Annotated in this window: 13 protein-coding genes; 11 read left to right on the top strand and 2 right to left on the bottom strand. The window is 72.5% G+C overall.

Annotated elements, in window-relative coordinates; all coding sequences use genetic code 11:
- Window positions 1-54 precede the first annotated feature (54 nt).
- A complete protein-coding gene (locus D9V37_RS07245; protein ID WP_121805468.1) occupies window positions 55-921 on the top strand; it encodes a GNAT family N-acetyltransferase in 867 nt (288 codons plus the stop codon).
- 30 nt (window positions 922-951) lie between these two features.
- Here D9V37_RS07245 and D9V37_RS07240 read toward each other — a convergent pair whose 3' ends face one another.
- Window positions 952-1,380 carry a DUF2000 domain-containing protein gene (locus D9V37_RS07240; protein ID WP_198412429.1) on the bottom strand — a complete coding sequence of 143 codons (429 nt, stop codon included), beginning with the start codon at window positions 1,378-1,380 and terminating at the stop codon, window positions 952-954.
- Between the two features lie 50 nt (window positions 1,381-1,430).
- Between D9V37_RS07240 and D9V37_RS07235 the strand changes: the two genes are divergently transcribed.
- Genes D9V37_RS07235 through D9V37_RS07225 form a run of 3 tightly spaced genes read left to right on the top strand, consistent with a single transcriptional unit; the run spans window position 1,431 to window position 3,961 of the window.
- Window positions 1,431-2,213, top strand: a complete 783-nt coding sequence (locus tag D9V37_RS07235; protein WP_121805467.1) for a helix-turn-helix domain-containing protein — start codon at window positions 1,431-1,433, stop codon at window positions 2,211-2,213.
- A 30-nt stretch (window positions 2,214-2,243) separates the two neighbouring features.
- Window positions 2,244-3,605 (top strand): bifunctional folylpolyglutamate synthase/dihydrofolate synthase, encoded by a 1,362-nt coding sequence (locus D9V37_RS07230; RefSeq protein ID WP_408636187.1) that lies wholly within the window; start codon window positions 2,244-2,246, stop codon window positions 3,603-3,605.
- A complete protein-coding gene (locus D9V37_RS07225; protein WP_121805465.1) occupies window positions 3,602-3,961 on the top strand; it encodes a DUF4233 domain-containing protein in 360 nt (119 codons plus the stop codon). Before D9V37_RS07230 ends, D9V37_RS07225 begins: the two co-directional genes overlap by 4 nt.
- On the opposite strand, the gene D9V37_RS07220 is transcribed toward D9V37_RS07225, so the two are convergent.
- Window positions 3,930-4,847: an NADP-dependent oxidoreductase gene (locus D9V37_RS07220; protein ID WP_121805464.1), complete on the bottom strand. Its 918-nt coding sequence runs from the start codon at window positions 4,845-4,847 to the stop codon at window positions 3,930-3,932. The genes D9V37_RS07225 and D9V37_RS07220 overlap by 32 nt on opposite strands.
- Before the next feature lie 49 nt (window positions 4,848-4,896).
- Between D9V37_RS07220 and ndk the strand changes: the two genes are divergently transcribed.
- From ndk to D9V37_RS07185, 7 genes are all read left to right on the top strand, one after another.
- Window positions 4,897-5,310 carry a nucleoside-diphosphate kinase gene (gene ndk, locus D9V37_RS07215; protein ID WP_121805463.1) on the top strand — a complete coding sequence of 138 codons (414 nt, stop codon included), beginning with the start codon at window positions 4,897-4,899 and terminating at the stop codon, window positions 5,308-5,310.
- Window positions 5,311-5,425: 115 nt separating this feature from the next.
- Complete coding sequence (locus D9V37_RS07210; protein WP_147455888.1) at window positions 5,426-6,553, top strand: hypothetical protein; 1,128 nt, start codon at window positions 5,426-5,428, stop codon at window positions 6,551-6,553.
- A 146-nt stretch (window positions 6,554-6,699) separates the two neighbouring features.
- Entirely contained in the window at window positions 6,700-7,722 is a 1,023-nt protein-coding gene (mreB, locus tag D9V37_RS07205) for a rod shape-determining protein (RefSeq protein ID WP_121805461.1), read from the top strand.
- A gap of 7 nt (window positions 7,723-7,729) precedes the next feature.
- Window positions 7,730-8,659 carry a rod shape-determining protein MreC gene (gene mreC / locus D9V37_RS07200; protein WP_121805460.1) on the top strand — a complete coding sequence of 310 codons (930 nt, stop codon included), beginning with the start codon at window positions 7,730-7,732 and terminating at the stop codon, window positions 8,657-8,659.
- Complete coding sequence (gene mreD, locus D9V37_RS07195) at window positions 8,659-9,189, top strand: rod shape-determining protein MreD (protein WP_121805459.1); 531 nt, start codon at window positions 8,659-8,661, stop codon at window positions 9,187-9,189. Before mreC ends, mreD begins: the two co-directional genes overlap by 1 nt.
- Entirely contained in the window at window positions 9,189-11,321 is a 2,133-nt protein-coding gene (gene mrdA, locus D9V37_RS07190; RefSeq protein WP_121805458.1) for a penicillin-binding protein 2, read from the top strand. Before mreD ends, mrdA begins: the two co-directional genes overlap by 1 nt.
- Window positions 11,318-12,574 (top strand): FtsW/RodA/SpoVE family cell cycle protein, encoded by a 1,257-nt coding sequence (locus tag D9V37_RS07185; RefSeq protein ID WP_121805457.1) that lies wholly within the window; start codon window positions 11,318-11,320, stop codon window positions 12,572-12,574. The genes mrdA and D9V37_RS07185 overlap by 4 nt, the downstream gene beginning before the upstream one ends.
- The last annotated feature ends 23 nt before the right edge of the window (window positions 12,575-12,597 follow it).

The following is a 12,597-nucleotide window of genomic DNA, read 5'->3' as shown; positions in this document are numbered from 1 at the left end:
CCGCAGCCGAAAACCAGTCACGCCCGCACCGGTCGCGGACCTACCGTCCGGGCCATGCAGTGCGAGTTCCTCACCGATCCCGCGGAGTTCTTGAGGGCCGCGCGCCCGCTCCTCGAGGCCGACCCGGTGCTGGCGACGGTGCCGGCGACGATCGCGGAGCGACGGGCCGACGGGCTCGAGGAGTCGCCGGCCGAGGACTGGTGGCTGCTCGTGCGATCGGGTGGCGAGCTGGTCGGTGCGGGCATGCGCACGGCCCCCTTCGGCGAGCGGCCGGCCTACCTCCTGGCGATGCCCGACGAGGCCGGCGTGGTGCTCGCCCGTGAGCTGCACCGTCGCGGGGAGGACCTGCGCGCGGTGAGCGGCGTGGCGGGGCCGGCCACCGCGTGCCTGGCCGAGTGCGCGCGGCTGAACGGTGGGCGCGTGGAGGTGCTGCACCACCAGCGCCTCTTCGAGCTCGGCACGCTGCGTGAGCCGGCCGACGTCGCGGGCTCGCTGCGCCTGGCGACCGAGTCCGACCTGGCGCTGGCCTCGGGCTGGTACGAGGCGTTCGCGGGCGACGCCGACGAGCAGGCCGGGCGGGTGCGCGGCGCCACCCCCCACCTGGTGCGGCGCGACGACATGCTGCGCCGGCTGCGCTCGGAGCTGGTGTGGCTGTGGGAGGTCGACGGCGAGCCGGTGCACCTGACCGGAGTGAACGCTCCCAGCCTCGGCGTGGTGCGGGTCGGGCCGGTCTACACCCCGCCGGCCCACCGTGGCCGCGGCTACGCCAGCGCGGCCGTGGCCACGACCTGTCGGCGGTTGCAGGCCGCCGGGAACCGCGTCTGCCTCTTCACCGACCAGGCCAACCCGACCTCGAACCGGATCTACGCCGCGCTCGGGTTCGAGCCGGTCACCGACACCGTGATGCTGCAGCTGGGTTAGCCCCGCCGTTCGCTGCGAGGTTCGGCTGCCTCACGGGTGCAGGTGTGCCCCCTTCACCACCTTGTCGACGGCGTTCCTGGGCCCGTGCACCGCCAGGCCCACGACGTCGAGTGCGTCGCCGGGCACGTCCGCGACGGCCGCGCGGTTGGCGGCATCGTGCCCGGTGCGGAACATGTCGCTGGTGTACAGCGCGATCGGCAGGTCGCGGCGCAGTGCCCGCTCACGCGCGGCTCGCAGCTGGTCGGCCGTGGCCTCGAACACCAGCACGGGCATGCCGAGCAGCGGGAGGTAGCGCGTGCCGTCGGCGTCCGCGTACGGCGCGCCGACGAGCTGCGGGTGCGCAGCGGTGATGCCGCCGGCCACGAAAGCGGTCACGTTGAGCCGCTGCCAGGACTCCAGGTCGTCGCGCACCACGACCGCCACCTTGGTCTGGAAGGGAGGCATCAGCACGTCGTCCATGGCTGCGATGGTGGCCCGGCCCGCCGCCGGAGGTCTTGTACGTTCCTGACATGGGTCCGGTGGTCCGCGCGTGGCGTCCGCCGGTCGCGGGTGTGAGCGAGGTGCTGCACGCCGACTTCCCCGACCACGCCTACCCGATGCACGTCCACGACACCTGGACGCTGCTCGTGGTGGACCGCGGCTGCGTGAGGTACGCGCTGGACCGCCACCAGCACGCCACCACGTGCTCGCACGTGACCTTGCTGCCTCCGGACGTCCCGCACGACGGGGCCGGACTGGCCGGTCGCGGCTTCCGCAAGCGGGTGCTCTACCTGGATGCCGGTGCTCTGGGATCCCAGCGGGTGGGACGGGCCGTCGGCCGGCCCGCGTGGAACGACCCGGCGTTGCGCGACGAGGTGGACGCCCTGCACGGCTCCCTGCTGCACCCCGGCGATGCCTTCGAGGCCGAGAACCGCCTGGCCCTGGTCACGTCCCGGCTGACTGCGCACCTCGACGGGCGTCGCGAGAGGACCACGGCGTCCGACCCGGCGCTGGTGCGTCGGCTGCGCGAGCTCCTCGACGACCACCTCGTCGACGGCATCGGCCTGACCGAGGCCGGTCGCCTGCTCGGTGTGCACCCGACCCACCTGGTGCGCGCGTTCAGCCGCTCCACCGGCATCGCTCCGCACCGGTACCTGACCGGACGCAGGCTCGATGTCGCACGGAGGTTGCTGCTGGAGGGGCGGGCGCCGGCTGAGGTGGCCGCCGCGGTCGGCTTCCACGACCAGGCCCACCTGGGCCGGCACTTCAAACGGCTCCTGGGTGTCACGCCGGCGGTGTACGCCGGACGTTGACCGCCGACGGCGGGCTGTCATCCTGAGGTGGTGCCCGATCCCGCCGACGCGCGTCTCGCCGAAACCTACGCCGAGGTCGAGGACGCGCTGCTCTCGCGGTGGCCCGAGACCCGGATCGACCCGACGCTGGACCGCATCGCCGACTTCCTCGAGCTGCTCGGCGAGCCGCAGCGGGCCTACCCGGTCATCCACCTGACCGGCACCAACGGCAAGACCTCGACCGCGCGGATGGTCGAGACGCTGCTGCGCACCCTGGGGCTGCGCACCGGCCGCTTCACCAGCCCGCACCTGGAGTCGATGACCGAGCGGATCGTCATCGACGGCGAGCCGATGAGCGAGGAGGCCTTCGTCGCCGCCTTCAACGACGTCGCGCCGTACACCCACCTCGTCGACGCCCAGCACGACCACCCCCTGTCGTTCTTCGAGACCATCACCGCCATGGCCTACGCGGCGTTCGCCGACGCGCCGGTCGACGTCGCGGTGGTCGAGGTCGGCCTCGGCGGCACCTGGGACTCCACCAACGTCGCCGACGGCTCGGTGGCCGTGCTGACGCCGATCGCCGTCGACCACGCCAAGTACCTGGGCAACACCCCGGCCGAGATAGCCCGCGACAAGTCCGGCATCGTCAAGCCGGGCGCGACGGCGGTGAGCGCGCTCCAGGACGAGGACGTCACGCTGGTCATCGGGGAGCGCTGCGTCGAGGTGGGCGCGACGCTGGTGCGGGAGGGCGTCGACTTCGGGGTCCGCACCCGCGTGCCGGCGGTCGGAGGGCAGGTGGTCTCGCTGCAGGGGCTGCGCGGCGCCTACGACGAGGTGTTCCTGCCGCTGTACGGCGCCCACCAGGCACAGAACGCCGTCGTCGCGCTGGCGGCCGTGGAGGCGTTCCTCGGCGGCGACGACCCGATCGACGCCGAGGTGGTGCAGGAGGCGTTCGGCGAGGTCACGTCACCGGGCCGGCTCGAGATCGTGAGGCGCAGCCCCACGGTCGTGCTCGACGCCGCCCACAACCCGCACGGCGCGCAGGCGCTGGTCGAGGCGATCGGCGACTCGTTCGTCTTCGACCCGCTGGTCGGCGTCGTGGGCGTCATGGAGGACAAGGACCACGAGCAGGTGCTCACCATCCTCGAGCCGGTGCTGGCCCACATCGTGTGCACCCAGAACTCCACCGACCGCTCGCTGCCGGCCGCGGCGCTGGCCGAGGAGGCGCGCGGCATCTTCGGCCAGGACCGGGTGAGCGTGGCGCCGTCGCTGGCCGACGCCATCGACCAGGCTGCCGCGCTGGCCGAGGCGGGCGGCTCGTTGAGCGACGCGATCGGCTCCGGCGCGGTGCTGGTGACCGGGTCGGTCGTGACCGTGGGCGAGGCGCGCGCGCTGCTGGTCCGGACGCGATGACCCGGCGGCTGTGCTCGGCGATCCTGCTGCTCGAGGCGATCGTCTTGGCCCTCACCACCCCGGTGCTGATCGGCGTCGCCGGGGTCTCCTCGGGTACCGCGCTGGCGATCGGGTTGGGACTCGCGGTGGCCTGCCTGGTCGTGGCCGGGCTGCTGCGGATGCGATGGGCCTACGTGCTGGGGTGGGCGATCCAGGTCGCCGCGATCGCGCTCGGGATCGAGATCGGTGTGATGGTGCTGCTCGGGGTGATCTTCCTGGCGCTGTGGGCCACGGCGTACTGGCTGGGCCGCAAGATCGAGCGAGAGCGGGCCGCGTGGGAGGCCGCTACGCCTGCGGCCGAGCAGGAGTCACGATGATCTTGCCGCCGGCGTGGCCGCTCTGGCTGAGCCGGTAGGCCTCGGCCGCCTCGGTCCAGGGGAACCGTGCGGCGACCTCGGCGCGGAGCCGGCCCTCCTCGACCAGCCGCGCGGCCGTGGCCAGCGCGTCCCAGGCCGAGTCGGTACCACCCTCGGACACGTGGACGCCGGGGACGGAGCCGGAGAAGTCGGCGATGGTGACGACTCGGCTCGGGTCATCGGTGAGCTCTGCCAGCTCGGCCAGACCGCCGTGGCCGGCCAGGTCCACCGCGCCGGCGACGGGCGCGTCGACCAGGGCGCGGACCCGCGCGGGTAGCCCGGGGCCGTAGGTGGTCGGCACCGCCCCGAGGTCGCGCAGCCGCTCGTGGTGGCCGGGCGAGGCGGTGGCCACCACGCGCAGTCCCTGGCTGACGGCGAGCTGCACCGCGGCGGTGCCCACGCCGCCGGAGGCGCCGTCGAGCACCACGACCTCACCGGCTCCCAGGCCGAGGATGCGCAGCACGCGCGTCGCGGTCTCGACCGCGACCGGCAGTCCGGCGGCGGCCTCGAGGCCGAGCCCCGCCGGCACCCGCGCGGCATGGTGCAGCACGGCGTACTCGGCGAGAGTGGCGCTGCCGCCTCCGAAGACCAGGTCGCCCACGGCAAGGTCGTCGACCCCCGCTCCGACCTCGTCGACCACGCCGCTGGCCTCCAGGCCGGGCACCCGCGTCGAGGCTGGTGCGGGCGCGTCGTCGAACGCGCCCGAGCGCAGCTCGGAGTCGAAGGGGTTGATGGCGGCAGCGGCGACGCGGATCCGGACCTCGCCAGGTGCGGCGTGCGGCTCCTCGACCTCGCCCAGGTGGAGCACCTCGGGGCCCCCGTACTCCTCGTAGACCACTGCTCGCATGACCCGGCCAACGCCGGTGGGCGCAGGGGTGTTCCGTAGGCTTCGCGCCATGTCGCGCACCTTGGTCCTGCTCAAGCCCGACGCCGTCCGCCGCGGATTGGTGGGGGAGATCCTCGGCCGGTTCGAGGCCAAGGGCCTCACCATCGCGGCGCTCCAGCAGCGCACCATCGACGCCGAGCTGGCCGACCGGCACTACGCCGAGCACGTCGAGCGCGACTTCTACCCGCCGCTGCGGGCGTTCGTGACCAGCGGGCCGCTGCTGGCCCTGGTGCTCGAGGGCGACGAGGCGATCGAGGTGGTGCGCGCGCTCAACGGCGCCACCGACGGCCGCAAGGCCGCACCGGGCACCATCCGCGGCGACCTGTCGCTGTCGAACCGGGAGAATTTGGTGCACGGCTCCGACGGCGCGGAGTCCGCCGAGCGAGAGATCGGGATCTGGTTCCCCGAGCTGATCTCGAACTGAGCTTGCGAAGTCCGAGATCAGCGAGGTCGCACCCGGGGCGGAGCGAAGCGACGGCGTGGGCCCGATGCTTGTGGTGAGCCGGTTGCGCCCGGGGCGGAGCGACGACGTGGGGCCGATGCCTGTGGTGAGCTGGTTGCGCCCGGCCCTGCTGCTGGTGGCCGTCGCGATGGTGGTCGCCGCCTGTGGCGGCTCGCCCTCGCCGGGACCGTCGCCCACGCCGTCGGGCGGTCCGTCGTCCTCGGGCAGCTCCACCGCCACGGCTTCGCCCAGCTCATCGCCCAGCACGTCGCCCAGCACGTCTGGTTCGCCGACGGCGGCCCCGGCTGCCTGCACCGGCGTCCGGTACGCCCAGGTGCTGGGCCAGGCGCCGGCGTACGGGCCGGGACGGCTGCGTCACTACCCCGTGGACGCCTTCGCGTGCGCCGCGTACTGGCTGGCCCAGAGCGACGACCTCTTCGTGCCGCAGTCGCTGGCCGTCGACGAGTCCGCCGGCGTGGCCTACGTCGGCGGCTACCGGTGGGCGAGGACCTACGGTCCGCGGCCCTGCCAGATCGCCGTCGTCGACCTGGCGACCGGTGCGGTACGGGCGTTCCAGTCGAAGTTCTGGGCCTCGATCTACCACACGGCGCCGACCTACTGCCGCCACGGCGGCGGGATGCAGCTGGTCTCCTCCGGTGACGGCGCCGGCCTGTGGGTGCAGGAGACGCAGCGGCTGTGGGTGCTGGACCCCTCCGCGCTCGGCGGCACGCCCGCCGCGCCGGTGAAGCGGTGGTGGCGGATGGGCGCCGGGTTGCGCGGCTCGGCCATGGTCGTTCAAGGCGACCGGGTCGGCGTGGCCAGCTTCAGCCCGCGCTACCGGGGCCGGATCTACTGGTTCGCGATGTCCGACCTGCTGCGCAGCGGCGTCACCGACCTCACGCTGGGCCGGGCCTCCGCCTCGGCGGTCCGTCCGGTCGCGTCGGGCCGGGTGCCGCGGCTGCTGCAGGGCATCGCGGTCGGTCCGGGCGGGCTCTGGTACTCCACCTCCGGCGGCGGCTGCGCCCAGCTGATCGGTCCCGACGGCCACCGCTACGACTTCGTCCCGGGCTCCGAGGGGCTGCAGTTCGCCGGCGACAGCCTCTACGTCACCAGCGAGTCCGGCGCCCGGCCCTACATCCGCGGCACCTCGAAGAAGAACGTGCCCGTCCTGGTCCGGCTGCTGACGGCGAAGGTACTGGCCACCTCGCCGAGCTGCCGGCAGTAGCGCGGGCTCAGCGACCTCACAAGTCACATCAACCCCGCGTGTCACTGACGCCCCATGCGTTGCCGCGCTCCTAGGCTGCTGGACACGGGGTCGGCGACGCGTCACCGGCCTTCTTCCCCCGGTAGACGAGCGCGAACGGATCACGCATGGCCAACAGCGTCATCGGCCGCGACATGGCGGTCGACCTCGGCACCGCCAACACGTTGGTGTACGTGCGCAAGAAGGGCGTGCTCCTCGACGAGCCGTCGGTGGTGGCGCTGAACACGACCACGCGCGACGTGCTCGCGGTGGGCAACGAGGCCAAGCGGATGATCGGGCGCACGCCGGACCACATCCGCGCGATCCGGCCGCTCAAGGACGGCGTCATCGCCGACTTCGACGCCGCCGAGCAGATGCTCCGCTACTTCATCGCCACTGTGCACCGTCGGCGCTACCTGGCCAAGCCGCGCTTGGTGGTGTGCGTGCCGTCGGGCATCACCACCGTCGAGCAGCGTGCGGTCAAGGAGGCCGGCTACCTGGCCGGCGCGCGGCGGGTCTACATCATCGAGGAGCCGATGGCGGCCGCGATCGGCGCCGGGCTGCCCGTGCACGAGGCCACCGGCAACATGGTCGTCGACATCGGCGGCGGGACCACCGAGGTCGCGGTGATCTCACTCGGCGGCGTCGTGGCCAGCATGTCGGTGCGCAGCGCCGGCGACGAGCTGGACCAGGCGATCATCACGTGGCTGAAGAAGGAGCACGGGCTGATGCTCGGCGAGCACACCGCTGAGGAGATCAAGATGACACTCGGCTCGGCCTACCCGCTCCCGCAGGAGGTGGACGCCGAGGTGCGCGGTCGCGACATGGCCTCGGGCCTGCCGCGCACCGTCACCGTGAGCACGCGCGAGATCCGGCAGGCGATGGAGGAGCCGATCACCGTCATCGTCGACGCCGTCCGCGAGACCCTGGACCAGACGCCGCCCGAGCTGGCCGGCGACATCATGGACCGCGGCGTCGTGCTGACGGGCGGGGGAGCGCTGCTGCGCGGGCTCGACGAGCTGATCCGCCACGAGACCGGCATCCCGGTACACGTGGCGCAGGACCCGCTGACCTCCGTGGCCATGGGCGCGGGCAAGTGCGTCGAGGAGTTCGAGGCCCTCCAGCAGGTGCTGGTCGCGGATCGGCGGTGAGCTGTCGATGACCGCCCGCTCCCGGCTGAGCCGACTCGTCCGCGACGGCCGCGACGCGCCTCGCAGCGCGGCCCGGCTGCTCGCCCTGCTGGTGCTGGCCTCGGCCGCCCTGATGGTCGTCGACGCCCGCGGCGGCACCTCGGGCGACTCGCCGATCGACCCCGCCCGCGCGGCCGTCGGCACCGTCGTCGGGCCCGTCGAGGCCGGCGCGAACAGCGCCGTGCGGCCCTTCCGCGCGCTCGGTGACGCCGTGCGCACCAACGGCCACCTGCGTGGCCGCGTGGCCACCTTGCAGGAGCAGAACTCCGACCTGCGCAGCCGGCTGGCCACCGAGCCGGTCGACCGCAACCGGCTCGCCGAGTACGACGGGCTGACCAGTGCCGCTCACGACACCGGCTACACCCTGGTGCCAGCGCACGTCGTCGGTATCGGCGCGGCCCAGTCCTTCACCCGCACCGTGACGCTCGACGCCGGCACCTCGGCGGGCATCCACGCCGACTCCACGGTCGTCAGCAAGGACGGCCTGGTGGGCCGGGTCGTACGCGCCACCCGCGACAGTGCGACGGTGCTGCTGGCCGTGGACTCCCAGTCGGTGGTCGGCGGCCGGCTGGCCTCGACGATGAAGATCGGCTTCCTGCGCGGCAACGGCAGCCTGGGCAACGGCGGCCGGCTCTCGCTGGACCTCGTCGACAACGCCGTGCCGCCGCAGGTCGGCGACGCGGTGGTCACCTGGGGCTCGGGGAAGGGCGGCCCGTACGTGGCGGGCATCCCGATCGGCCAGGTCACCAAGGTCTCCACCAGCCCGCGCGAGCTCTCGCGCACGGCCACCATCAAGCCGTACGTCGACTTCGGCGCGCTGGACCTCGTCGGCGTCGTCGTCGCCAAGGGCACCCACAGCGACCGGTCGCTGATCCAGGCCGACGGGAAGGTGCAGTGATGGGCACCGCCTGGCGGGCAGCCGGCGTCGCGGGACTGGTGCTGGTGGCGGTGGTGCTGCAGACCGCGGTGCTCAGCCAGATGCCGGTCTGGGGCGTCACCCCCGACCTGGTGCTGGTGGTCGTGGTGGGCGTCGCGCTGGTGCGCGGGCCCGAGATCGGCAGCATCACCGGCTTCTGCGCCGGCCTGGCCGTCGACCTGGCGCCGACGGCCGACCACGTCGCCGGCCGCTGGGCCCTCGCGCTCGCGGTGGTCGGCTACCTGGTGGGCCGGCTGCACGCGGAGCGCTCCGCCTGGGGCGGCGACCGTCCGCTGGACGCCGTGCTGGCCGTCGGCGCGGGCAGCTTCGTGGCCACCTCGATCTTCGCGCTCAGCGGCTTCGTGGTGCACGACGCCACCGGCAGCGTCGGCCGGATGCTCGTCGTCGTCGGCATCGGGGTGGCGCTCGACATGGTCGTCGCACCCATCTTGCTGCCGCCGCTGCTCTCCCTGCTGCGCCGGCTCCGCCCGGCCCACCAGGCCCTGATCTGATGGCGGCGATCCTGATCCGCCCGCACCTGGGCCGCAAGAGCCGGCTGCGCCTGCTCGTGCTGCAGGTGCTGATGCTCTCGCTGTTCCTGACGCTGCTCGCCCGGCTGTGGTTCGTGCAGGTGCTGACCGGCGACACCTACCAGGCGCAGGCCGCCGACCAGTCGATCCGCGAGCTGGTGGTGCAACCGGCGCGCGGCCTCATCGTCGACGACATGGGCCGGACGCTGGTGGCCAACCGCACCAGCTGGGTGGTCGGCGTCGACCGGACGCTCTTCCAGCGGCTCTCGACCCAGCAGCAGACCGACGTGCTGCACCGCGTCGCCAAGGCGGTCAAGCAGCCCTACCGCACCGTCAAGGCGCGGACGGTGCTGTGCGGCGACCCGGGAGCGGCGAAGGGCACCTGCTGGAACGGCTCGCCCTACCAGCCCATGCCGGTGGCCGAGGACGTCAGCCAGGCGGTCGCCGTCGACATCCTCGAGCAGGCCGAGGACTTCCCGAGCATCGTCACCCAGCAGCAGAGCGTGCGTGCCTACCCCTCGCCGTACGGCGTCAACGCCGCGCACCTGCTGGGCTACCTCAGCTCGATCACCTCCACGGAGATGGCCGCGGCCAAGAAGAGCGGCGACACCTCGGTGAACGGCGCCTCCGAGGTCGGCCGCGCCGGGCTGGAGAAGTCCTACGACCGCTGGCTGCGCGGCACGCCCGGCTACAAGCGGGTCACCGTCGACTCCCAGGGGCGCGTGATCGGCGACGACAGCGAGGTCTCGGCCGAGCCCGGCGACACCCTGGTCACCTCGATCGACGCCAAGGTGCAGGCCGTCGCCGAGCAGAACCTGCAGGGCGCCATCCAGACCGCTCGCAGCACCTACGACAAGGTCACGCACAAGAACTACGTCGCCGACTCCGGCGCCGTGGTGGTGATGGACGCCCACAACGGGCGCATCGTCGCCATGGCGAGCCAGCCCACCTACGACCCGAGCGAGTGGGTCGGCGGCATCACCCAGAAGCAGCTCAAGGCCCTGTACAGCAAGAAGAACGACTACCCGCTGGTCTCCCGCGCCACCCAGGGCCAGTACGCCCCGGGCTCCACCTGGAAGCCGATCATGACCGCCGGCGCGCTCTCCAACGGCTACAGCGAGGACACCCGGCTGGACTGCTCCTCGGGCCTGCAGGTCGGCAACCGGTGGTTCAAGAACTACGAGTCCGAGAGCTACGGTCAGATCAGCTTCGCCCAGGCGCTCTCGGTCTCCTGCGACACCTTCTTCTACCGCGTCGGCCTGGCCTACTGGCAGAAGTACGGCAGCGACCCCTCCAACGTCGACGCCAAGGACCCGCTGGTCAAGGAGGCCAAGTCCTTCGGCATGGGCAAGGCCACCGGCATCGACATCCCCGGTGAGGCCTCCGGACGCGTGGCCGACCGGCACTGGAAGGCCCGCTACTTCACGTCGATGAAGAGCTACTACTGCCACGTCGCCAAGAAGCGCACGACGAGCGATTACATGAAGCTCTTCGCCACCCAGTTCTGCGCCGAGGGAAACCTCTACCGCGCCGGCGACGCCGTCAACTTCGCCATCGGACAGGGCGACACCCTCGTCACCCCGCTGCAGCTGTCCCGGGCCTACGCCGCGATCAGCAACGGCGGCACCCTGTACGCCCCGCGGGTGGCCAAGGCCATCGTCTCGCCCGACGGTAAGACCGAGCGGGTCATCAAGCCTCAGGTCGTGGGCCACGTGAAGGCGAAGAAGTCGGCGCTGGACTACGTCGACCAGGCGCTCCAGGAGACCCCGAGGACCGGCACGCTGGCCTGGAAGTTCAACGGCTTCCCGCTGGACAAGGTCAAGATCCGCGGCAAGACGGGCTCGGCGGAGGTCCAGGGCAAGCAGAGCACCTCCTGGGTGGCCACCTACACCAAGGACTACGTGGTGGTGATGATGGTGACGCAGGGCGGCACCGGCTCGGGCACCTCCGGCCCGTACGTGCGCAACATCTGGCAGTCGCTCTACGGCGTCGACGGCGAGAAGGTGAACAGCGCCAACTCGGTGCTGCCCGACGCCAAGACCCCGAAGGGCCTACCGGTCTTCGCCCGCGACGGCTCGATCCTGCCGCCCGTCTCGACCAGGAGCGCCGAATGAGTCTGCGAGGTCTCGACCGGGCGCTGTTGCTCGCCACCGGCCTGCTGCTGGTCGTCGGCACGCTGCTGGTGTGGTCGGCCACCTCGGCCAACGAGGCGCTCACCCACGGCCACCCCCACTCCTACGTGGTCAAGCACGTGGTCAACATCGGCATCGGGCTGGTGCTCGGCGCGCTGGTGCTGGTCACCGACCACCGCTGGGTGCGGATCCTGGTGCCGGTGGTCTACCTGGTCTCGGTGGTCGGGCTGCTCCTGGTGCTGGTCATGGGCAGCACCATCAACGGCTCGCGGTCGTGGCTCATCCTCGGCGGCCTCTCCCTGCAGCCGGCCGAGCTGGCCAAGCCCGCGGTCGTGGTCGCGATGGCGCTGGTCCTGGCCGAGCGCACGGAGGGCCGCTCGATCGCGGGTCGCGCAGCCCTGCCGCGGATGACCGGTGGTCGAGCAGCTCTGCGAGCCCTGGCGAGCAGGCGCGTCGAGACCACCCCCCAGCGGACCTCGACCCCCGACGTCGGCTGGCGCGAGGTCGCGCTCATGCTCGCCATCGCCGGCCTGCCCGCCCTGCTCATCATCGCCCAGCCCGACCTGGGCACGCTGCTGGTGCTCTCGGCCACGGTGCTCGGCGTGCTCGGTGTGGCCGGGGTCGGCCGCCGGTACCTGGTGGGGCTCGCCGGCCTCGGTGTCCTCGCCGGCGTGGCGGCGGTGACGCTGCACCTGCTCAAGCCGTACCAGGTCGACCGGTTCCTGGCCTTCACCAACCCCGCCCTCGACCCCCGCGGCGCCGGCTACAACACCACCCAGGCCCGGATCGCGATCGGCAACGGCGGGCTCTTCGGCCAGGGACTCTTCCACGGCTCGCAGACCCGGGCGGGCTTCGTGCCCGAGCAGCACACCGACTTCGTGTTCACGGTGGCGGGGGAGGAGCTCGGCCTGATCGGCTCGGCCCTGATCATCGTGCTCTTCGGCGTGCTGCTCTGGCGGGCGCTGACCATCTCGCGAAAGGCCACCGACATGTTCGGCCGGGTCGCCGCCGCGGGCATCGCCTGCTGGTTCGGCTTCCAGGCCTTCCAGAACATCGGCATGTGCCTGGGGATCATGCCCGTCACCGGCGTCCCGCTCCCGCTGATGTCCTACGGCGGGTCGTCGATGTTCGCCTCGCTCGCCGCGATCGGGCTGCTGCTGAACATCGGTCAGCGTCCGGCGCCCGCCCAAGATCGCCACACGTCGCCGCCGGTCTACGTGTCGCAGGGAGTGTGACGACACGCCGACGACGGGCCCCA

It is taken from the genome of Nocardioides mangrovicus (assembly GCF_003674065.1).
Lineage (GTDB): Bacteria > Actinomycetota > Actinomycetes > Propionibacteriales > Nocardioidaceae > Marmoricola > Marmoricola mangrovicus.
This window is presented reverse-complemented; position numbering and strand designations above follow the sequence as displayed.

Coding starts and splice junctions, on each gene's coding strand:
- D9V37_RS07225 (WP_121805465.1), top strand. CDS start 3,602: ATGACCCGGCGGCTGTGCTCGGCGATCCTGCTGCTCGAGGCGATCGTC.
- D9V37_RS07210 (WP_147455888.1), top strand. CDS start 5,426: ATGCCTGTGGTGAGCTGGTTGCGCCCGGCCCTGCTGCTGGTGGCCGTC.
- D9V37_RS07240 (WP_198412429.1), bottom strand. CDS start 1,380: ATGGACGACGTGCTGATGCCTCCCTTCCAGACCAAGGTGGCGGTCGTG.
- mreC (WP_121805460.1), top strand. CDS start 7,730: ATGACCGCCCGCTCCCGGCTGAGCCGACTCGTCCGCGACGGCCGCGAC.
- D9V37_RS07235 (WP_121805467.1), top strand. CDS start 1,431: ATGGGTCCGGTGGTCCGCGCGTGGCGTCCGCCGGTCGCGGGTGTGAGC.
- mreD (WP_121805459.1), top strand. CDS start 8,659: ATGGGCACCGCCTGGCGGGCAGCCGGCGTCGCGGGACTGGTGCTGGTG.
- ndk (WP_121805463.1), top strand. CDS start 4,897: ATGTCGCGCACCTTGGTCCTGCTCAAGCCCGACGCCGTCCGCCGCGGA.
- mrdA (WP_121805458.1), top strand. CDS start 9,189: ATGGCGGCGATCCTGATCCGCCCGCACCTGGGCCGCAAGAGCCGGCTG.
- D9V37_RS07185 (WP_121805457.1), top strand. CDS start 11,318: ATGAGTCTGCGAGGTCTCGACCGGGCGCTGTTGCTCGCCACCGGCCTG.
- mreB (WP_121805461.1), top strand. CDS start 6,700: ATGGCCAACAGCGTCATCGGCCGCGACATGGCGGTCGACCTCGGCACC.
- D9V37_RS07220 (WP_121805464.1), bottom strand. CDS start 4,847: ATGCGAGCAGTGGTCTACGAGGAGTACGGGGGCCCCGAGGTGCTCCAC.
- D9V37_RS07245 (WP_121805468.1), top strand. CDS start 55: ATGCAGTGCGAGTTCCTCACCGATCCCGCGGAGTTCTTGAGGGCCGCG.